This window comes from Flavobacterium sp. W22_SRS_FK3, assembly GCF_052113665.1.
GTDB lineage: Bacteria > Bacteroidota > Bacteroidia > Flavobacteriales > Flavobacteriaceae > Flavobacterium.
Map to the genome: position 1 here is coordinate 1 of NZ_JBGQOF010000033.1, position 22,188 is coordinate 22,188.

Below are 22,188 nucleotides of genomic sequence, written 5' to 3' on the forward strand. Positions count from 1 at the left end.
CTAAGTAACGAAAATAAAGCGTTTGCAGCGCGGCATTATAAACATACATTCTTAAAAAGTTTTAGCAGTACTATCAATAACTTTATATTTCAATAATGTTTTTATTTAAATGATTTTCAATGAGTTATTATAAAAAAAAACAGAAGTATTTGTTTTAAAAAATGCTTCTGTTTTAGTGAGTCGCGCTGCAAACGCTATGATTTGTTTTTTAATTTAAGTAGGTACTCGTTGCAAACGAGCACCAGATATGATGACAAACGAGGACGAGTGGGGATAAAAAAGATATTTTTAATTATATTCATTAAGTTATAAAAAATGCAAGATCAATTTTTTGGTCTTGCATTTTTTTGTAATTGCTAGTTTAGAAAAATCTTACTCATATCCATAATTAAAGCTTTTGCAACATCATATTAGGCGGACTATCATAACGGTCTCTGGTCTTACTTACACATGCTGGTGCTCGTTTGCAACGAGTACCTACTGACTTAAGTAACGAAAATAAAGCGTTTGCAACGCGGCATTATATAAACATACATTCTTAAAAAGTTTTAGCAGTACTATCAACAACGTTATATTTTGGATAATATTTTTATTTAAATGATTTTCAATGAGTTATTAAAAAAAAACAGAAGTATTTGTTTTAAAAAATGCTTCTGTTTTATTGAGTCGCGCTGCAAACGCTATGATTTGTTTTCATAATTTAAGTAGTTATTCGTTGTAAACGAACACCAGCGGGGGAGGAATATACTTGTTTTAAAATTACTCATGTTTTAGTTAACCGCGTTGCAAACGCTACGAGATGTTTTTACAAGGTAAGTAGGCACTCGTTGCAAACGAGCACCAGTGGGGGAGTACACTTCGTGGAGCGGGGAGAATAAAAGTTGGAACCGTACTATCGACAACTTTATACTTCTCAGATATTCTTTTTCTTCAAATATATAATTTATAAGAAAATTAAGAAATAAAAAAACAGAAGTATTTTTTAAGAAATGCTTCTGTTTTATTGATCCGCGTTGCAAACACTATGATTTGTTTTTTAATTTAGGTAGGCACTCGTTCCAAACGAGCACCAGAGGGAACACTTAGTAGCTGTAAAACACTTTAACAACTTTTATAAGCTAATTTTAAGTGCTTTTAAATCTGCGGTAAATAACTCATTAAATACCTTTTCGTGGTCTTTAAAATATTGTGGGTACCGAAAAACTTCTTTGGTATAAAATTCATTTCTGTTTTTAAGTTCTTCAGAAAATGAATTTGATTGTGCTAGCTTTTTGATTAGAGGTATTTTTATTCCAACTATACCTGATATAAATATGCTTAATTCTTCTTCATTAAGATTTTCGATTGTTTTACTTACATTTTGAAGTCCATTATAATGTTCAAAAAAAGGCAATGCCCCGTTTAAAATTATTGTTTCAACTTCTTTTTTGACCACATTAAAGGTTTCATTATTATTGATTTGAATTTGAAGTTTAGAATAATCAACATCCCTAACATCAATTAATGACTTTTGTATTGTGGTTTCTCCATAGCGATTTTGTATCTGATGCCTATCTAATATAGGATTAAGAATATCCTCAATTTCATTAAAATGTATATCTACAGAAAGACCATCAATGTAAAATCCGTGTGGTGCATAAGCTCTGTAACTTAATGTAATAGTTTCAGTCCTATCATTAAGTTTACGAATAAATAAATAAGCCTGTACAGCACTTTTTAATTTAAACCCATTTGTTGTTTTGATAGTCTCTACATGTCTCTTAAAATCTGCCTTGTTGTAAACCATTTTATTGCATTTTACTTATTCCACTTATCACATCACCATTTGCACCATCATGCACTTTATACCATTGCTTAGAGCCTGAAAACTCCAACACTTTACCACTTGTTAGATTAATATTGCTACCAAATTGCGATGTTGAATTTTGACTTCTAACTGTAAATGATGTTTTGGTAAATGCCGTTGACTGAGGTCCAGTTAATGGTGTAGTGCTGCTTAGTTTATTTTCAATTACAACAATATCATCAATTACCTTTTGACCGCCAACCGTTTTATACTTCACAAACAATTGGTCAGCCACAAAGTAGTTATCGCCATCATATTTAAGTTGCACTTGGCTATACATATCGTAATCATCTAAGTTCTTGCCAAAATCTGTTTTAAATTTTTGTTTTAATTCCGCATACTTAACAGATGAACGATTTTTGAAAGTAGCCAAACATACATCTGTTTCAAATCCTTTTCCTTTGGCTGTAATATCTTTAAAAAACTCTCTTTGACTCCATTTCTCCCAACGGCTACCACCTGTTTTTTGAATTTCCCAACTGTATGCTGGGTCGTCTTTTAAGCGTTTCCATACTTCAGCTAAATCATCGGGGCCTTCTTTTAGTAATGCTTTTATTTCTGGACCATAAGTAGCATGTACTAAATCTGCATCAAGTTTTGAAAAATAACTAGCATCAAGATTGTCGAGATTCGATAAAAGGCTTGCATCTGCAACATCATCTAAAGTATTAATCCAAGTTTTAACGTTTGTAAAGTCCTTAAATTTAGCAAGTAAAGAAGCTTTTTCCACACTGTTGACACCTAAAACTACTTTTTCACCACTAGCACCATTAGCAGTTCCTTTAGGAATCTCTGACTCAGAAAGAGTTTTACTTATATTGCCTGGCGAAAACTCTTTACAAGCTCCTTGTCCTTTTATAGCACCATTTTCAAAAACTGTGACGGCACCTTCCCATGCGGTAACTTTGCTTGTACCACCTAGTTTGTTGGCTAGGTTTTGAGCAGCAGTTAAATCACTACACGAAAGTAAGATAATATTTTTGTTTTTCAAACCATTTTTTGTGAGCCAAGAGGCTAATGCTTTATGGTTCATAACCACATCTGACATGCCATTTCTTACTACACTAAAGGTTTCCCCACTACCGTGTACAATTAAGTACACTTTCTCTCCTGAGTTTCCTATTTTTGAAAGGTATTGTTGGGCTTTAGTTACGTCATCTGCACCTAATGCTACTACGTTTTTAGGAAACTGTTCTACGTCTTCAGCTACGCTTGCTAATATTGTTTCATTTGTAGTAAAATCATCTGTTAATGCTACAATTTCATCTAAACTATTAGTTACTACATTACTTGTTTTTTCAACTGTAGAAAATCCTTTTGCAATTGGTTTAAGAATTTTTCCCGTCCCATATACAGCTACTTCAAAACCTAAATTTGTAACCTTATTTAAGGTTCTGCATATTTTTGCAAATTCTACTGCTTCTATGCCTAAACGTGCTGCTACAACAGCCGAATATTCTCCCAATGTTAGCACAACCGGCACGACCATCATGGTTAGTCTACCATAGCGCCATGGGTTACCATTAGTAATAAATATACCGTATAAGTTATGTGCAGCTTCTTTTACTTGTTTATATTTTTCATAAGCTGCTGGATTTATTACAACAGATATTACATCTTGTTGCGTAATAACTTCATTGGCTGCTAATTTTTTAGAAATATCGATAATATTCTTCATTTGTTGCAGATAACCTTTGGGTTGCTCTATCAAAGAATATTTTACAAGTCCTACTCCTAACTCCTTTAGTCCTCCTATTAATTGAGGTACATCCAATGTCTGACAAAATTCATATAAAAATCCAGCTACAAAACTGTTTTTATTGTTTTCTTCACCTAAACTACATTCAACAAATGATTGAAGGGAATAATAAACTTTAAAAATTACACTTTCTATCCCTTCGGTATCAAAATCAGGGTTGTCTTTTTTCTTCTGGGCTATTTTAGCTTCAACAAGGTTAGCTATACAAACATTCCCAACTCCTATTATCGATTCTATATTAAATACTGCTTTAGTAACCGTGCCATTAGCATCAATTTCAACTTCAACAGCTGCTCTGCCTGCTTTTACTTCTGCCTGATAGTCTGCATCTGCCTCAGATTTTTTGGAAGAACCTTTTGGATAGGTAATGACCTTAATACCTTTACCGTAAACTTCTGATAATGCCGTAAAAAAGCTATCTAATTTTGATTTATTATCACTTGAAATATTTATTACTTCGCCGGCAGATTTATATTCTGAATAAACATAATTTACAGGTTTATTTCCATGACTATCGCATTTACTACAGTTAACATAAGCCCAATAGGTATTTCTATTTTCGTTTTCTTCTTTTACAAATAGGTCGTCTGTGCTATTTTTTTTGATATAACTATTTAATTTTTCACTACTTTTTGATTTTATAATATCGGCTAATTCTTTATTATAAATTGTTCTTATATACTTACCGAATGATCCTTGATTTTCAAAAAATAGAAATATTTTGCTGTTATCTTTAGGGGTAGTTATAGTATTATTATAAGCATTGCCTTTGGAATCTATGTATTTTCCTAGACCATTAGCATCCTCTTTCCATTCATAAGTAATATCATTTGAAACAATCCCTCTTAAAAAACCTTGGGAATCAGTTGTTCCGCTAGCTTTTACTTTATTTTGATCTCCGCTACTCACAAAGCTCCAATCAGGAGCAAGGGCAAAACCACCAAGTAATCCCCCCGAAGAACTCTTCTGAAACCCATAAAACTTCCATCCGCCGCTATGAATAATATCCCAGTCATTATGAGACAATAGGGTACCATCTCCATAATCCATCAAGAGGTCTGTTTTTCCCGCTTCTGATTCATCTGAGAATGGATGTTTTAGACCAAATATACCATGACCTAATTCGTGGGCAGCTGTTTTTAAATTACCATTATTAAATACAAAAGCATATTGTTTACCTAAAGGCATAAAACCTTTGTAGTTATTTTGTCCCGCTTTTCCGGTATAGATAACATAGTATGTTTTATCGTTGTATTCAAAGTCGCTACTGGATTCTATGGCACCTATGATGTTGTTTTGATCATTTGTATAAACATCAAATACACCGCTGGCTCCACATTGTATTTCGTTTGGTAATGGGATGTTTATAGCTACTTTTTGTACAGTAACATCAAAATTGATCCCAACTTTGTTATAAACTTCGTTAAGGAATTCTTTAGCCTCAGCCTCACTTGGCGTACTGGCTCCGTTTACACTTAACAAAGTAATATTTATAACAGGCTTTTGGGTTAATTGCCAAATATTGACTTTTCCGGCAATATCAGATTTTCCGTCAATAGTTTTGGCTGCATCTTTAGGGTCTTTTTCTTTGGCACCTTTTACAGTAGCCAGGATGCTCTCTTTAGAGAAATTTAATGTTCTTTTAAGTTTGATCTCGGCTGTGGTAGCACTTGTCCATTTAAAGTCAACGGAAGCTCCGGTATTGGTTTTAAAAACAATATCGTCTTTTGTTTTTCCGTTTTTAAATTCGGCTTCAGCAAGTAAGGTATCCGGACCATTTAGGTCTGAAACTGCTTTATAATTAACGTTATAAACATCTCCGCCTTTTATTGGAACCGTCTCATAAGTAGCTTTAAGTTTTGGCGAGCCTGATTCAGGAAGTTCATCAAAAGCATAAAGTGATTTAGGGGCATCAGTAAAAGTAATGATAACATCTGGCGAGGAGATTTGTGTAACTTCGCCACTGCTGGACACTCCATTGGTATTGGAAGCAATAGATTTACCGCCTTCAGCCGCTTTGATAAAGGTTGGTTGTCCGTTGCCATTGGCAGGAATATTGACTACATTCCCGTTTTTATCCGTATAAACCTGATCATAGACCGATTTTGCAATAACTGTCGATTCACCATTAGTTCCTATTATGGTAGTACTGCCATCAGGATTCAGGACTGCATCTTTGGACTCATACGATATTTTGCCTTCAATTGGTTTTCCGTTACTGCCGGCAATAGCATTCGTAATTTTATCGGCATCCAGCATTTTATCCCAGTTGGCTTGGTCATAGCTCGCAACAATTTCACCCGAAATCAATTTAAAATCGGTGTTGACTCCAATGTTTTCAAATGTAATTTTGATACGGGAGAACTGACCAATATTAATTTTTTCTCCTCCTAAAGCATCGGCTGCATCAATAAGCTTTCTGAATTTTTCTAAGAAGGGCAGGGTTACATAACCATCCCCAGAAAATTTACCATTACTGCCCGTGCTGTGCAATACCACAATAGGAAAATCGCCTGCAGTAACCACATCATTAGGGAAAAGTTCCGGCAGCGGATTTTTGTTTGCCAGATCCTTAGGATCGGGTTCGATGCCACAACCCTGAAAGGCGATTTCGTCTTTAACAAGGGTTGTAAATTCTTTAATGGGGCTATGGGTGTATTTACCCACTTCGCAGGAGGACCCTACAGTGTATTCGTAAGTAGCATTGGGTTTTAGGTTGCTAAGGGTTAAATTTTCTCTCGGGGTAACGAGTTTATACCATTCTGAATCCGCATTTTTTTCGCGATAATTAACCTGGTAATCATAATTGTCGATATTGCCGCTCCATGTTATTTTGGCCTGATTTTCACTAACTCCGGTAGTGGTTATAGCAAGCGGGGCGGTACAATAGGTTTCGTAATCAAAAGAAAAAACTTCGCTGTAACCGTTGTTTTTAAAAACGCCTATTTCTTCGGCACCAAAAATGGCTTTTGCCTTGATACGCCAGGCATATTTTTTACCGGGTAATAGTTGAGGTTCATTTATGCCATATTGTAAGGTTGTGGTTCGTGTTGTGGTTGTGTATAAGGGAGGTGAGTAAGCAAATGCATTTTGTATTGGAGTATATTTATCCCAGATTTCTACTAATGAAAACTCATATTCGACGTTACTGACATTAATGCTTCGTGGTGTCCAGCTAAAAATAATGTTTTGAATATTTTGCTGCATGATTGAAGCATTATTCAAAGGCAGGTTTAAAAAAGGAGGTTCGTTTTGAAAAATAATAGTAGTTGTTCCTGTTTTCTTGGACAGTTTTTTTCCTGTAGCAAAATCATATACTTCGACATAAATATTGTAGGCTCCTTCTGGTAAAGGCTGTGCATATTGATTTGGAGTAAGACCCAAAAGATTATGATATTCAAAATAAGGTGCTAGATCAACATTCGTTAACTGTAATGGAAATCCTCCGTCAAGATATAACGGACGTGCACCTGCTACAAAATCATTCGTAGTAAAAGATATCCCGTTGCCCTGAAAATAAATTTTCAGTTTTACCTGTCTGTTCGAGATCGTCAAATCGTTTAGCACCAGCTGTATTTTTATGGGGCTGTTAATGGTGGCAGGATCTGCGTAATGGCTCAGATAAATAGGCGAGGGCTGCTTGATTTGAGTCGATACTGATATGGGATAGGTCTGGGCATGGCTTCCAAATCCGATTAAGGAACACAATAGCAATAAGTACAGGTGTAGTTTTTTTAGCATTTTGGGTAAGTAAGGTTTATCCATTATTTTGTTCGTTTAGTATCTTTATGGTCTACTTTATTTTTGAATATATTTTAAATCGATTTCATCATTTGCAGCGTTTTTAATGGCTAAGTCATGATAAAACGGAATTATTTTTACTTCGAGTGCATCGACTATTTCAGCAGCATTTTTTTTAGCTTTTATCAGTTTAAAGGCTTCTTCAACTTCTTGTTTGCTAAACGCAGCCACGTTTTCATTTTGCTGAATTTCTTTAGCAGGAGTTTTGGCTACTACTGCCATTTCACGCAGCATCCATCGGTGGTTGGTCAATTGATTTCGGCTATTGTTGCTTCTTTCAGCGAGTTTCAAATACGAATTATAATTTGTCTTATTGGTAATAGCGGTTTCATTTACACCATGTAAAGGATGGCTGTTTACATTTCCAAGTGCAGTTACATACGCATTCTCAAGACCTTCATCCTTTTGATTCATTTCGTTTTCCAGCTTTTGGGAAGCTTCAAGTAAATAGGTATTGTATTTTTCTAAAGTTTCTGCTTCAGTTGCATAAGCTTCCAGATAATCCAGAACCTTTTCTTTTAACTCTTTGTCATCAGGTGTAAGCGAGGCAAGCGTAATTAAATGCTCTAAATTGTTGTTTTCTGCTGCTGGCAACGGATGTAATGCAAGCTGTTTTTCTTTTAGTTGAGTAATGATGTCGTTGCGTGTACCTTCGAATAGCTGATTTTTAAAATTGATTTTTAAAACCGGTTCACTAGTTGCTTTTTCAGTATTTTCCGGAAGAGGTTCTCTTTTCGGGCGCATTTTAATTTTATCAAACGAATACGTATAGGTTAGGGTAGCAGTCAGATCATTGTTTTTTCGGGTTGAAGAATTACTGAACAAAGAAATGATCGCCATATTAAAATTGTGTTTTTGAAGATAGATATAGGATCCGTTGAGTCTGAAGTTAAAAACATCATTTTGTTTCTCACCATCAGTATAACTGGTGTTATAACTGGTAGAAGCATTAGTGGTCAGTTTTTTATCAAAAAAGAGTTTTGAAGCTCCAATGGTAGGGCCGATGATAATATTTTTTCCGGAATCTGTTTTACCGTACGTATTATTTAAGGATCCTGTAAAGCTTAACTCTTTTTCAGGATAGCCTAAAGAGTAGGAGATTCCCGAATTATAATAAGTGGAAGTGCCTCCATCTATGGTTTTGCCCTGTTGTTGATTTACGGCATCCTGCATCGAAAAATTAGCACTTATGGCTTCCTTTAAACGTTTGTCATTTTTTAATAAATAGTTGACACTCAAAGAAGCATTTTGGTTGACCTGTCTGAAATTTAAGGTGTCTAAGTATTCATAATCAGATACCTGATTGATATAGTCAAATTGGTTTCGGCTATTCGTGTAAGATTGAAAATTAGAATAGTTTAAATTCAGGTTTAATTTATCATTGGGTCTGAAATCAGCAGTTATTGAAGAAACCAGACGTTTCATCTGACTTTCTTTTTGTTTGTCCAGATTATCCTTTTGTATACCTAGGTTTAAGGCTAATGAAACTTTATCCTTCAATATATTTTGGGTTGCATTAATGGTAATGTTTTCCAAATCATTGTTAAAATAATAGCCGCCAAGTGTTCTGTAATTAGGATCGATTCTTTCATATCCAAGGCCTAGCGTACCTTTTCCGGCTGGATAAACAAATTGCCCTTTAAAAGCATTATAACTGGTTGTGGTGCTGTTTTTATTTAAAAGAAAAGAAGAAGCGCCTGTTGCTTTTCCTTTGTCGGTAACGCGTAAATCTTCCGTAATGCTGCTGTTGCCATATTCGGTAAAAACTTGTAATTTATCAAAAAGTTTAAAGTTGGTGTCAAAGCTAATCGCTGCATTTTCTTTTGGAGCTATACCCAATTCAAACGGAACAGGATTTGATAGGGAACCGGTATCATCTTTCGCTTTGAATAAAGTAAAACCAAGATTTACCTTTTCAAATGCATACGATGTTTTAAAACCGTATCCTAATCTTTTATAAGTGGGCAAAATATCAGGATAAGTAATGTTGTATTCACTGCTTTTTAATAAGCGGCCGTACATCGCACTTATTTTAAAGTTACCCTGTGGAGTAAGATCGACTCCAACTCCTGAAAATTGATGACCGCTAAGCGTATAAGGAGAAAAAGTCATGCTCACATCTCCAATATGTCCTGTAATCCATTTATAGGAAGGATGTATACTTAAACGATTCATCAGTACAGGTTTGCCATATCCCAATTTTTGATTGGTGTATGAAAACGAAAACGGTAAATTGTACAAGCCGGCTATATTTATATTGATGTTTCCGTTCAGGAAATAGCTAAACGGCTCTCTGGCTGCATCACCGGAATAAAAAACAGTATTGGCAGATGCACCGCCGCTTACGTTTACTAATTTGGATTTGCCTAACTCCTGAACATTAAAGTTTTGCGAAAAACCAAATGCACTTATTAAAAGCAGGATTGTATTAAATAATAGTTTTTTTAAAATCATTCTGTATAGGCTATGAAAATCAAATATTCGAAAGTTATTTCGCTTTCTGAATTCTCATTATTACTTAAAATTGATGTTCTGTATTTGATATAGTAGTTTATTGAATGATTATTTTTCTCAATCTACTTCCTTGCTGTGATTCAAACAGCACAAAATAAAGTCCCGGAGGCAGCCCGCTTAAATTAAAGTTGAAGAGGTAATTATCTTTTCCTTCTTCTGTTTTAGAATCAATAAGCAGGTTGTTGTTTAAATTGTAAACCTTTACGTGGGCAGGCATAACTTTATCAAGTGTTACATCTACTGTAAAAATACCCTGTGACGGATTTGGATAAATTTTGAGATCAAATTTTTTCTCAGTGATAGTCTCATCAGGATCTTCTTCATATTCACCTTCGGTAACTAAAATTCGTTTAGTTTGAAAAGCAGTACAATTTCCTTTTTTGGTATTTAATGTAATGTCATATTCACCAATTTCACTAAAACTGATTTCAGCATAGTCATTATTCTTAGTCACAATGTTGGCATTGTCTGGTAATATCCATTCGATTTCATCCGCAACAGGATTACTAATGTCAACAATTATAATTTTTTCATTTTTAAACACCTGACTTGATACAGCAAATTCAGCACTGATTGCGGTACTCTGACTCGATATTTTAATTGTATCCGTAGCTTCACAGCCTAATTTATTGGTAACAACAACGGTATAATCTGCAGGTTCAGAAACGGTAATCATGGCTTTGTTACTGGAGAAACCTTTATCAGATTTCCATAGGTAAGTAGCTTTGTCATCGTCTATAGCCGCATTGATAGTTAAAGTCTGATCAAAACATAATGTTACATCTTCTCCAAGATCGATAATGTCTTTTGGAGGATTTTCGATGGTGTAGTCGTGGGTGATAATACAGCCTTTGCTATCTGTAACAGATACAACATAAACACCGGCAGAAGCATTTCGAAGGACATTAGATTCTTCGCCTGTGTCCCATAAATAAGTGTAAGGGGCTAGACCTCCTGAAGAATTTAGTTCAATTGTCGCATCAGAGCCGCCATAACACGTTGGGATTTTAATAGTTTCTGAGGCATCAAGATGAGGTGGAGCAACAAACGAAATAGATTTAGTAATAGTACATCCGTTAAAGTCTGTAACTGTAACAGAATACGCTCCTGGCGCAGCATTTTTTAAAACTTCTGTAGTTGCTCCGGTATTCCATAAATAGGTATAAGGTTTTGTTCCGCCAATAGGAGAAGGAGTAATAGTCCAATCATTTCCATCTCCGCAAAGTATGTAATCTGCAGAAAGTGTATTGTTTAATTTTTGCGGTTCGTTAATTACAAACAAATCACTTTTCGAAACGTTGTTTTTTGCATCAGTTACCTCAACGTAGTAAGTTCCAATTCCAATATTTCCTAATATAACATTTGTTCCAAGAACGCCTGTATCTGGAAAAGAATGCCATTTGTATGTATATCCAGCAATACCTCCAGTTACATTTACTCTAATACTAGCATTTTTATCTCCATTACATAAAACTTGATTAACAGAAGTAATCGTAGCAACTAATAAATCAGGTTGTGTAATTTCGTATAATTCAGAAGTAATGGTACAACCTAAAACATCAGTTACAGTAGCATAATATTTATCAGCAGAAAGATTTGCTACAGTTGAAGTAGTTCCGTTAACCTGAATATTAGAACTTGTAAACCATTTATAGTTGTAAGCTTGGGTTCCGCCTTGAACAACAATATTGATACTTGCATTAGAAAGTCCAAAACCTGTTGTTGGAGTAATTGTATTTTGAGTTATTAAAAGCTGTTTTGGCTCTGTAATTTCAACATTTATAATTGAAGTATAATTACAGCCTCTGCTGTCTTGCACTTGTATGTCGTAAATGTTAGCTTTTAAATTCGGAATTATTGCAGTAAGATTATTAAAAGCTATCCAATTGCCATAATTTGAATCTTGCGATTTATAGCGGTATTGGAAACTATTACTTCCGCCAGAAGCTGTTAATGTTATAGTACCGTCACTGAATCCTAAACAGTTTACATTTTTTTGTGTATAAGTAACCGCAATCGGATCTGGCCGTGTAATTACAATTGATTGACTTGTAACTTCTACTTTATTGAAGTCTTTTACAACTGCAAAATAAGTTCCGATTTCAAGATTGCTTAGTAATGCATTTGATTCGTTCGGAATTTTAACACCATTCTTATACCAAGAAATAGTTCTAATTCCAAAACCTCCTTTTACAACCGCTGTTAGAGAACCGTTTTTGCCATTATTACAAGTAATCTCTGCTGATTGACTGATGCTGATTTCTAATACATTGTTGTTATAATCAAATTCTGTTGATTTTGTACATCCAGTTGCATCGGTTGCTGATACAGTAAAGACACTTGAAGAAAGATTTGTAAAATCAACTTGTTTTAAATTTGAATTCGGAACGTCTTTAATTATTGTTCCGTTACTGCCTTTGCATACATATCTGTAAGGAGCAACTCCGCCGACAATTTCGATATGAAGGGCACCATCATTATTTCCAACATTTGGAATTGTTGGCACAATTTTATCCAAATCAAATCCGAAATCTTGAGGCTGATTGATAATGATATTGTTTAATGTTCCGACACATAAATTTCCATCGTAAACTGAAACAGAATAAATACCTTTTCTTAAAGTATATTGATTTTTATCAGTACTTCCGTTGCTCCATAAATAAGTATATACTGGAGCTCCTGCAATGATATCAGGAGTTCCTCCAGTTACATTGATCTCTATAACTCCATCATATCCATCATAACAAGTTACATCTTGTTTGTTTGCTGTAGATACAATGATTTGAGTTGGCTGTGTGATTTCAAATAGGCTAGAAGTAGTCTGATTGTTATTTGAATCGATAACAGTTACATAATATTTACCAGCAGTAATATTTCCTGTTGTTGCTTCGGCATTTAAAGTTGTATTGATTAAAGTACCATTTTCTCTGAACCATTTGTAAGTGTAGAATCCCTGAGCATCTGGAACACCAGTTCCTGTAACAGCTTTGGCTCTTAAAATACCAGTTGTTCCATAACAATTAATAGTTTTAGCTACAGAAACAGTAACTTTAAGTTCTACAGGTTCTGTTATTGTAAATATTTTTTCTAGAGTACAGTTTTTGTTATCTGTAACAGCTAATTTGTAAGACCCTGCCTGTTGATTATCTAAAATTGCTGTAGTTTGATCAACAATTTCCGCATTATTTTTAAACCATTTATAAGAATAATTTGGAGTTCCGCCAGAGATTTGAACAAAAATCTTTCCATTGCTTAATCCGAAACCTGAGGCGTTTGTAACATTTTGATTTGCAATTGCCAGCTCATTTGCAGGTTCAGAAATGGTAATTGTTTCACTGATAGAACAGTTTACAGCATTTTTGTCTGATACGGTTACTTTATACGTTCCGAAAGGCAATCCTGTAATATTTGCTTTTCCATTATTGTTTGCCGAATTGTAATCCCAGATGATATTATAATCTGAAGAGCCTCCAGTAATTGCTAAATTGATAGTTCCGTCATTTCCGTTTTTACAAGAAACATTTGTTTTCGTATAAGTAATACCTAATGGATTTGGTTGTGTGATAGTATATTCTTTAGTTCCATAAGACAAGTTGCTATTTTGATCTGTAACATCAACCATATATTTTCCAGTGCCTAAACCAGATACTTTATTCGTTGTTGATAATACTACGGTTGGAGCTAAAGCATTATACCATTTATAAATATAACCTGGTACACCTCCAGTAACTGTTGCGGTTAATTCTGCAGTTGTATCTCCAAAACATTTTACTTGTGTATTTGGAGTCATTGTAATACCTGTGATATCTAATCTAGGCGGTTGAATTAATGTATATTCTTTAGTAATAGTACAATTGTTTTGATCTGTTACAGTAAGTACATACGTTCCAATTGCCAGCTGATCTAATAATTTTGAAGTTCCAATAATTGGAATTGTTCCTTTTACTCTCCAAGCATAACTATAATTCGTTGTTCCTCCAGTAACATTAATTTCAATGACACCATTTTTAGTTTCAAAGCCAGTTAAGTCTTTCACTTGGACATCAGTTATAGCCAGTGGTGCTATAGGCTGAGTTATTGCAATGTTGTTTAATGCTACTGTACATCCGTTTTTATCTGTAATCAGTAAGCTATAAATTGCTGATGAAAGCCCTGTTAAATCCTCTGTTGTTGCATAAGCTATATTATCTTTTTTCCATGCAAATGTATAAGGTAGAGTTCCTCCTGTAGGCGTTATATTAATAGCTCCAGTATTGTTGCCATAACATAAAACAGCTGTACTTGAAGTTAGGGTTACACTTAAGACATTCGGCTGTACAAGGTCAAGTTCAGCACTTTCTTTTGTTGCGCCAACATTGTCAGTCACAATTAATTTATATTTTCCAAAACCCAAATTCGAAAGAACATTAGTGCTCCCAGCAACTAAAGATCCGTTTTTATACCATTTGTAGATGTAATTGGCAACACCTCCATTAACTGTAGCTGTTATTTCTCCGTTAGTATTTCCATCACACAAAATGAATTTAGTTTCATTTATAGAAACAATTAATTCTGGATTTTCAGCAATCGTATATGTTTGTGTAGCAGTACATGATTTGCTGTCTGTTACTACCAAAGCATATTTACCAGCTTTAAGTCCAGAAATATCTTTTGTAGTCCTTGAAAAGGTATTGTCTTTGTCGTATGTCCAATTATAAGTATAATTTCCATTATTTAGCGTTCCTCCAGTAATAGGCTTAAGAGTAATGGCACCTGTATTTTGTCCGTATATGGCAACATTTGTTATTGAAGGTGATAGAATATTGATAGCAGTTGGCTGACCAATTACAATTCCATTTATTGTAAAAGGACAATTATTAGCATCTTTTACGGTTACTGAATAAGTTCCTGCAGTTAAAGCAGTTTGATCTTTAGCTGTACTACCATTACTCCATAAATAAGTGTAGCCACTTCCTATAGTTCCGCCCGAAACGGCAAGTATAATATTACCGTTATTCCCACCAAAACAACTTGGGTCAGCTTTAGCATAAGTTACATTTAGCGGTGCAGTAGGCTGTGTAAGGGTATAATCGATATAAGCTGAAGGAGTCTGCCCTTCGTTAACTCTTACTCTGTAAGTTCCGAATGGAATATTACTTATTGTTGCAGTTGTTGTTCCTTGATCAGTTTCAGTACTACCATTAATTGTGTACCATTTGTAAGTATATCCAGATCCTAGACCTCCAAAAGCTCTTGCTGTAATACTACCTGTCGATTCGCCAAAACATTTAATATCTGTATGAGCATCAATTGCTACTGTTAAAGCATTGAGTACCATATCTGCACTTGTAACATAGCAGCTATTAGCATCTATTATAATAACATGATAGGTACCATTTTCAAGACCAACAGCTTCACCGTCTTGATCAGGATCTGGATTAATTAATGTATTTCCTTTGTACCATGCATAAGTATATCCTGGAGTACCACCCGTTCCAGACACTTTTATTTTTCCATCAAAGGCTGTTGGTGTAGAAGGCTGGGTTTGAATTATTGAAGGATTAACAGTTAATGATGTCGAAGGTTCTGTAACTTGAACAGAACCAACGATAGAACAGCCTGGAACATTTGCATCAGTAACAGTATACTGATAAATTCCTGCAGCCAAATTTGTTCTAGTTGCTCCTGCTGGACCATTTGTCCATTGTACATTATAGGCTCCTGTTCCTCCTCCAAGCGTTAAACTTACCATGCCGTTATTTCCTCCTCTACAACTAACATGTGTTACATATGGTGATGCAGTTAATTTTGTATTTTGATCTAAGAAAATATCTGCTGAAGTTGATGTACTGGCAGGACTAGCATTGTCTTTAACTACAACTCTATAGGTGCCTGTATCTAAACCACTAGGATTGCTATCTGATTTTCCAAATACAGTATTGTAAACCGCTCCTTCTTTTTTTTGCCAGACATAAGAATAACCTAAATTAACAGTACCTCCTGAAACTAATGCAACTAGATTTCCAGTGCCACCAAAGCAGGCAATTTTATTTCCAGAAATTAGAACTTCTAATTTTTGAGGCTGGCCTATAGTAAATGTTTTTGAAAGAGAGCAGTTTTTAGAGTCGGTCACTTTTACAATATAGGTACCTGCATAAAGTTTATTATAGTCAGTAGGGGTAAATGGACTCCCATCCTTTGTCCATACTTGTGTGTAGCTAGCATTATTTAATAAAGTTCCTCCACTTATAGCAAAACTTTCAATACGTCCGTTGTTCTCTCCAAAACCTGAAGCTGGTTTTTCTACACCCTCAATAACAATAGCGGCAGGATTATCAATAACAACTTTCCTAATTCCTGTTTGAGAATAAATTAGAAATGATGTTAATAATAAAGAAAAGAGTATAATTTTTTTCATATTTTTTGATCGTTTGCGTTTATATCTATGCAATTTTTAGAATCTCTAACTGTTATATAATGATCACCTGCTGGCAAAGTAATTTCGTCTGTAATAGATAAAAATTCAACTTCGGTTGCTGAGTCAATGGAATAGAAATAAGGGCTAGTTCCGTTAGAAGCACTTATTTTTATTATACCAGATTGATTGTGACATGCCGGTTGAGTCGATATTATTTGATAGTTAAATTGGCTTGGTGGGCCTACTGTAAAAGTTTTATTCAAAGCCTGACTTAAACTTGTGCCATTTGCAGTGGTTAATTTTGTTTGATAAGTCAAAATATAGGATTGTATTCCGAGTCCTGTCCATGTATAGCTTTTTGGACTGGATGCCATCATAGATTTTGTTATAATTTTATTAACTAAACCAGAACCATCGCTATTTTTCAGAGCCATTTCATATTGCTCGTTATCTTGAAGTCCTCTGTCAAAGTTTAGTGTTACTTGTCCATCAGCTTTATATACACATGATGTTAGATCATTTGAAGAAACTGACTCTAAAACAGGAGGGCATGGATTAACATAATATGATACAATATTTGAGTAAACTTCTTCTCCAGTAACACTAGTGTCAGAATCAATGAGAACTCGAAAATCAATGTTTCCCACATAAGTTGAAGAAATATAAGTTGATCTATTAAATTGAAATGTTTGATTAAAGGCTGTACTAACATTTGTTGATTGAAAATTGCCGCCTTCAATTCGATATTCCCATACAAAACGCTGCGTGCCTGTACAGCTTGTAGTTTGCAAGTTTACTTTATCACAGAAAGAGTTATCAGGACTTGGCTGTATTAATACTTGATTGCTTATTATGCTAAATTCAGGGATGATTTCTGCACCTGACCGACCACCTGAATTGCCTGACAATTTATAGCAATTAACATTAAAATTGGTAGCTTCTAATCCAGAAATCCAGTCTTCACCGCATGGACCACTACAACCGTAAGATTCAGGTCTGTAAGCATCAAAATAGAATTGAGTGGGTTTTTGATCAAATATTAAATAATTATTGACTGATTTTATTGGATAAAGCAAATTCCCATCAGCTTTTTTTATCCAGTATCTGTAATAATATTGATCTTTTGGATAATAATTGAGGGTATAACCGTTAGCATCTCCTGCATTTGTATTCATAATATACGTTTGCGAACAAACTTTGCAGTTTATAAATAAAATAATAAAAAATGTAAAGTAAAGTTTCTTCATATTTATTCATTAGCTAATAAATCGATGCAAGAATTAGCATCCCGTACTTTGATAGAATGTTGGCCATGTGCAACATTAATTTCGCCAGTTGGTGACGTAAATTGTACTTCAGGATCTGAATCTATTTTGTAAAAATATATTCCAGTTCCACCCGATGCAGTAAGTTTTATTTTTCCTTGCTCATTAAAGCAAGCGGGCTGAATTTCAGTAATCTGAAAAGTCACAGCTGTAGCAGAAGCAATAGTAAAACTTGGGTCGGGAGCAGGGTTTGTGCTTGTTGGTTGGTTTCCTATAAAAGTTTGATATTTTATAGAATAGTTACCTGGGGCTAATCCTGAGAAATTTAACTTTCTGCTTACGCTGTCAATAGACAAATCAGGTGTAGCCACTACGATATCACCTGGTTGCTTAAAGAAAGTAAAGGCAAAGCGTTCATTTTTAGCTAAATCTAAATCTCGATCATAAGTAAAAGCAACTTTACCGTCATTATTGTTGACACAAGTAGTACTAGTGACAACTGGTGTTCCAATTAAACTAGGAGGACATGGAATAATATCATAGGTAATGAAGTCTGTAAAAGTTGTATTATATCCAGTTTTTATATACAAATGAGTTTTTCCTTCATAACCGCCTAATGCTGCCATTGTAAAAGAAATGGCTCGTTTTGCTTGATAATTACTTGGTAAGTTTGACCAAATAACTCCGTCATAACTATATTGCCAATTCCAGCCTCTCGTTAACGAGATTACATCATTTTTACAAACATTTGTGTTTACCGGCTGCGGCAGATAAATTCCCATCATTTCTGCATCTCCAATACATCCTCCAAAGTAACCAGAATCAAAAGTATCTTTATTGTAGGGGATGTTTCTGTCTAAACTACAGTCGCTCCCGTCCTTATTTCCTGCGGTACTACTTGAACAAACAATTTGAGTTGGATTATCTGTTATATACAAGAATTTGTATGCTACTACAACATCATCAGTGGTATTACTGCCTTTACCAACAGATTGTGAACCTACTGTAATACTTAAATTTCCTGAATGACTTCCATTCCAGCCTTGAAAAGGATCTAATGTTGTTCTTACCAGCATACCATATTTGGTTTGTGCATTTGTAAAGTGTATTAATCCAAAAAAGAGAAATAATACAGAGAGTAATTTTGTTTTCATCTTTTTATTCGTTTGCGTTTTTGTCAATACAGTCAGCAGCATCAGTAACTTTAATGCTGTAATTTTTTGCATCTAAATTTTTAATATAATATTTTCCATTGTTTACCTCAGCTGATACTTCAACACCATCTTTATAGAAATGAAAAGGAGAAATACCATTAGTAATCGTGATTTCAATAAAACCATCATTTCCACCTACACAAGAAGGAAGTTCACCTTTAGTAGTAAAACTTAACTTTTCTGGATCTACATATGTGAATGGAGTATCGGTGCTTTCTAAAGCTCCAGTATTCTGCTCGTTTAATCTTGTCTGGTATTTAATATTGTAGGTGTGACCGTTTTCTAATTTTCCTAAATTTGGAAAGGAATATTTAAATTTTTGAGCTTCAGAATCGAATGTGAATGATTCTATTATGGCAGTGTTGTGAAAAAAGATTGCACCATTAACAGCATCTACAACATACATAATACTAATATCTTCATTTTGTTTAAGGTCGCGGTCAAAAAAAACATCAATTGCTTGAATATTGTCTGCATTGCATTTAGGGTCTTTGTAGAAAATTCGTTCAGCGACAGGAGCACAAGGCGAATAAGTTATAGTAAATGTGTCACTAAAAGGCCTGCCTATGTAACCAAGTCTAAAATAAATCGGTTTGTTAAAATAATTGATATGTGAATTACCTAAAAGTTCTTGTATAGAAAATCCTGTAATTGCTCTATTATTTTTAGCAATTGGCAAATCAATCCAAGTTGAATTATCGACAGAATATTGCCAATGAAATGCTACGACAGGATAAGATCCTGCACCATTTACAGATAGGTTTACCATTTCACCCCCGCATACATTATTTGGATTTTCAAGATTTAAATTGGTAATAACTAAATTACTTGGTCTGAACCTCGTTATTCGTGCTGTAATTCCGCAAGGAGAATCACTAAATCCGGCAAAGCCATTTATTATTAAATTATCAAGTGTTGAAGATGTAGTAGTATTTGTATTACAAGCTCCACTGCTGCCACTTTCATAATGGACACTTCCTGTAGAATTGATTGAAATTAAAAATGTACTTTCTAATGCAAATATTTTGTTTGTATAGATTGTTGTATTTTTGCCATTAGGGACATAACCATTTTTATTGCCTGAAGCTATCGTAATTGTACTATTTTGTTTTACAGACCAAGCAAACTTTGTTGCTTCAAAAGTATTATAAGTTGGTCCTTGTGCACCTTCCCAGCAAGTATTGCATAATACACCATCAACTATATCAAAATCGTAAGTCTGAGAATAGCAAAATGCATTGGTAAAAAGAAAAAATAGTAGGTAGAGTATCCTCATGTATTTATTAAACTTGGAATTTAAACTAGATATATAAATTAAAATTTGACAGTATAGAAATCCATTTTAGACATTCTTCCATCTTTAAACAATGCTCTTATACCATATTTATAGGTTGTGTTAATCGTAATAGTAGGATCAGACAAACGTTTTGTTTTTCCGGTAAGTACCTGAATCAGCTGCAAAGGTTCAGTATCAGAGGCTTTGTAAATCTCAAAATTGCTTACTTCCATATTCGCATATTCCCAGGATAAATCTATGGTATTGGTAGTTTTATTGGCTTGTGCAAAAAAACCTTTTATAGCTGGCATTACGGAATATTTAGGTACAAACATCGCCACTTCAGGGGATGCTTTAGAAATTAAACCACTCTCGTCTTTTGCAAAAATAGAATAGCGGTAGGTATTACCTTCCACAACAGTTTTGTCCTGATATTTTTCTTCTTTGTTTTTTGTATCAACGATAAGTGTCCAGTCCGTTTGTCCATTTTCTTTTCTGTAGAGCTGATGGCTTGCTGTATCTTCACTCTGGCTGTTTATCCATTCCAGAAAAACAGAACCTTCTTTTATCTCAAAATTCGTAAAAATGGGTGAAGTAGGAGGGATTACATCCGGTTTCTTAAGGATTAAAACCTCTGAAAAAACAGACATATTATAATGGTAATCAACTGCAATGATTTTATAATATACCTTAGGATTTAAGTTTTTAATGAGTACTTTATCCTCGTAAGTATTAGACTCATTTGGACTTACGGTGATCTGGCTGAATTCTTCGTGGGCTGTATTGCCTTTGTAAATACGGTATCCCAGTAAATCCTTTTCTTTGTTAGGAATCCATGTTAATTTGACTACACCTAAAGAATCAATGACACCTTTTAGACCAACTGGCTTGGCGGGTGGTATAGAATCGACAGGCTGAACTAGCATAGGGAAAGAAGTTCTGCTATTTCCATTTTTTCCAACAGCCGTAATGGTAAAATAATTCGTAGCAAGCAATTTATTGTAGGTTACAGAACGATCTTTTGCTGGAATATTTTTGATTACTTTGACATATTTATCATTATCGTAATCAGAACGGTTAAGCTCGAACCCAGAAATTTCATTATTTCCTTCTTCTGGGAATTCCCAAGTTAATGTAACAGTAGAATCGTCTTTGAAATCTTTTACCGTTAAATGCGGAACATATTTCAATAAAGCCTTTCCTTTTCCAGAAACGACATCAGAATAAGGGCCTAATTCCCCAAATGGAGAAATACCCTGGATACGATAATTATACGAAGTATTGTTTGCAATAGAATCTACATAAAAGATTCTGTTATTATTTGCATTTTCTTGGCTTAGACTAGTATATGGTTTTTCTGTAATTCGTTTATAATTAATTTTATCGGTAGACCGTTCTACATAATAACTTCCATAAACATGCGCAAGAATTTTAAAATTCCAGCTTAACATAGTACTGTTATCTGTAAAATGAGCCGTAAGATCCATCGGTTTAGGTAAAGGTTCATATTCTTTCAAGCTTACAAAAACTCCTCCGTAAACAATACTCAATTCATTTTCAAGAACATTTGATGAAATTCGATAGGCATATTTTTCGTTTTGTTTGACGTTTTTGTCTTCAAAACCTAGACCTGCCTTTTTAGCAACTTCAAAATCTTTGTCAGCTGTATATAATGCAAATGTGAAACGCTGTTCTGCTTCCTCAGAAAGATTTACAATAGATTCTAGATTATCTGCTCCAGTTACACTAAAACTTTCTCCAAAAATTGCTTGAGCAATAATAGCAGCATTATCATTTTCATCAATTAGTTTTTCCCATGTTTCTACTGGTTCTGGTTTAAAAGCTTCAGCTAAAACAACACGTTCTGGTTTTGCCAGAGTTTTGTTGTCTCTCGTAACGGTAAATCGTTCAATTAAATAACCGTAAGTATTTAATTTTTTCCAAGCAATAGGAGTATTTACTGCCCAACGTAATAAGATGCGGTCTTTTTGAACTCTAGCTATTACTTGGATTTCGCTCTTTTTTTCTGTGTCGCTATTTTTCGTAGAGTTATTTTGCGCAATTCCTGAAAAAATAAAAGCTAAAGAAAGGATAAAGAAAAAATTGAACTTCATTA

Annotated in this window: 8 protein-coding genes; all 8 read right to left on the reverse strand. The window is 34.4% G+C overall.

Annotated elements, in window-relative coordinates:
- Positions 1 to 1,111: 1,111 nt before the first annotated feature.
- Positions 1,112 to 1,786, reverse strand: a complete 675-nt coding sequence (locus ACEN2I_RS18970; RefSeq protein ID WP_441767667.1) for a hypothetical protein — start codon at positions 1,784 to 1,786, stop codon at positions 1,112 to 1,114.
- 1 nt (position 1,787) lies between these two features.
- Positions 1,788 to 7,370: a fibronectin type III domain-containing protein gene (locus ACEN2I_RS18975; protein WP_441767668.1), complete on the reverse strand. Its 5,583-nt coding sequence runs from the start codon at positions 7,368 to 7,370 to the stop codon at positions 1,788 to 1,790.
- 33 nt (positions 7,371 to 7,403) lie between these two features.
- Complete coding sequence (locus ACEN2I_RS18980; RefSeq protein ID WP_441767669.1) at positions 7,404 to 9,860, reverse strand: hypothetical protein; 2,457 nt, start codon at positions 9,858 to 9,860, stop codon at positions 7,404 to 7,406.
- A gap of 97 nt (positions 9,861 to 9,957) precedes the next feature.
- Positions 9,958 to 16,317: a T9SS type A sorting domain-containing protein gene (locus ACEN2I_RS18985; protein WP_441767670.1), complete on the reverse strand. Its 6,360-nt coding sequence runs from the start codon at positions 16,315 to 16,317 to the stop codon at positions 9,958 to 9,960.
- Positions 16,314 to 17,492 carry a hypothetical protein gene (locus tag ACEN2I_RS18990; protein ID WP_441767671.1) on the reverse strand — a complete coding sequence of 393 codons (1,179 nt, stop codon included), beginning with the start codon at positions 17,490 to 17,492 and terminating at the stop codon, positions 16,314 to 16,316. The genes ACEN2I_RS18985 and ACEN2I_RS18990 overlap by 4 nt, the downstream gene beginning before the upstream one ends.
- A gap of 74 nt (positions 17,493 to 17,566) precedes the next feature.
- A complete protein-coding gene (locus ACEN2I_RS18995) occupies positions 17,567 to 18,736 on the reverse strand; it encodes a hypothetical protein (protein ID WP_441767672.1) in 1,170 nt (389 codons plus the stop codon).
- A gap of 4 nt (positions 18,737 to 18,740) precedes the next feature.
- Positions 18,741 to 20,072 (reverse strand): hypothetical protein, encoded by a 1,332-nt coding sequence (locus ACEN2I_RS19000; protein WP_441767673.1) that lies wholly within the window; start codon positions 20,070 to 20,072, stop codon positions 18,741 to 18,743.
- 38 nt (positions 20,073 to 20,110) lie between these two features.
- Positions 20,111 to 22,186, reverse strand: a complete 2,076-nt coding sequence (locus ACEN2I_RS19005) for a hypothetical protein (RefSeq protein WP_441767674.1) — start codon at positions 22,184 to 22,186, stop codon at positions 20,111 to 20,113.
- Positions 22,187 to 22,188: the final 2 nt, after the last annotated feature.

Coding starts and splice junctions, on each gene's coding strand:
- ACEN2I_RS18975 (WP_441767668.1), bottom strand. CDS start 7,370: ATGGATAAACCTTACTTACCCAAAATGCTAAAAAAACTACACCTGTAC.
- ACEN2I_RS19005 (WP_441767674.1), bottom strand. CDS start 22,186: ATGAAGTTCAATTTTTTCTTTATCCTTTCTTTAGCTTTTATTTTTTCA.
- ACEN2I_RS18980 (WP_441767669.1), bottom strand. CDS start 9,860: ATGATTTTAAAAAAACTATTATTTAATACAATCCTGCTTTTAATAAGT.
- ACEN2I_RS18985 (WP_441767670.1), bottom strand. CDS start 16,317: ATGAAAAAAATTATACTCTTTTCTTTATTATTAACATCATTTCTAATT.
- ACEN2I_RS18990 (WP_441767671.1), bottom strand. CDS start 17,492: ATGAATACAAATGCAGGAGATGCTAACGGTTATACCCTCAATTATTAT.
- ACEN2I_RS18970 (WP_441767667.1), bottom strand. CDS start 1,786: ATGGTTTACAACAAGGCAGATTTTAAGAGACATGTAGAGACTATCAAA.
- ACEN2I_RS19000 (WP_441767673.1), bottom strand. CDS start 20,072: ATGAGGATACTCTACCTACTATTTTTTCTTTTTACCAATGCATTTTGC.
- ACEN2I_RS18995 (WP_441767672.1), bottom strand. CDS start 18,736: ATGAAAACAAAATTACTCTCTGTATTATTTCTCTTTTTTGGATTAATA.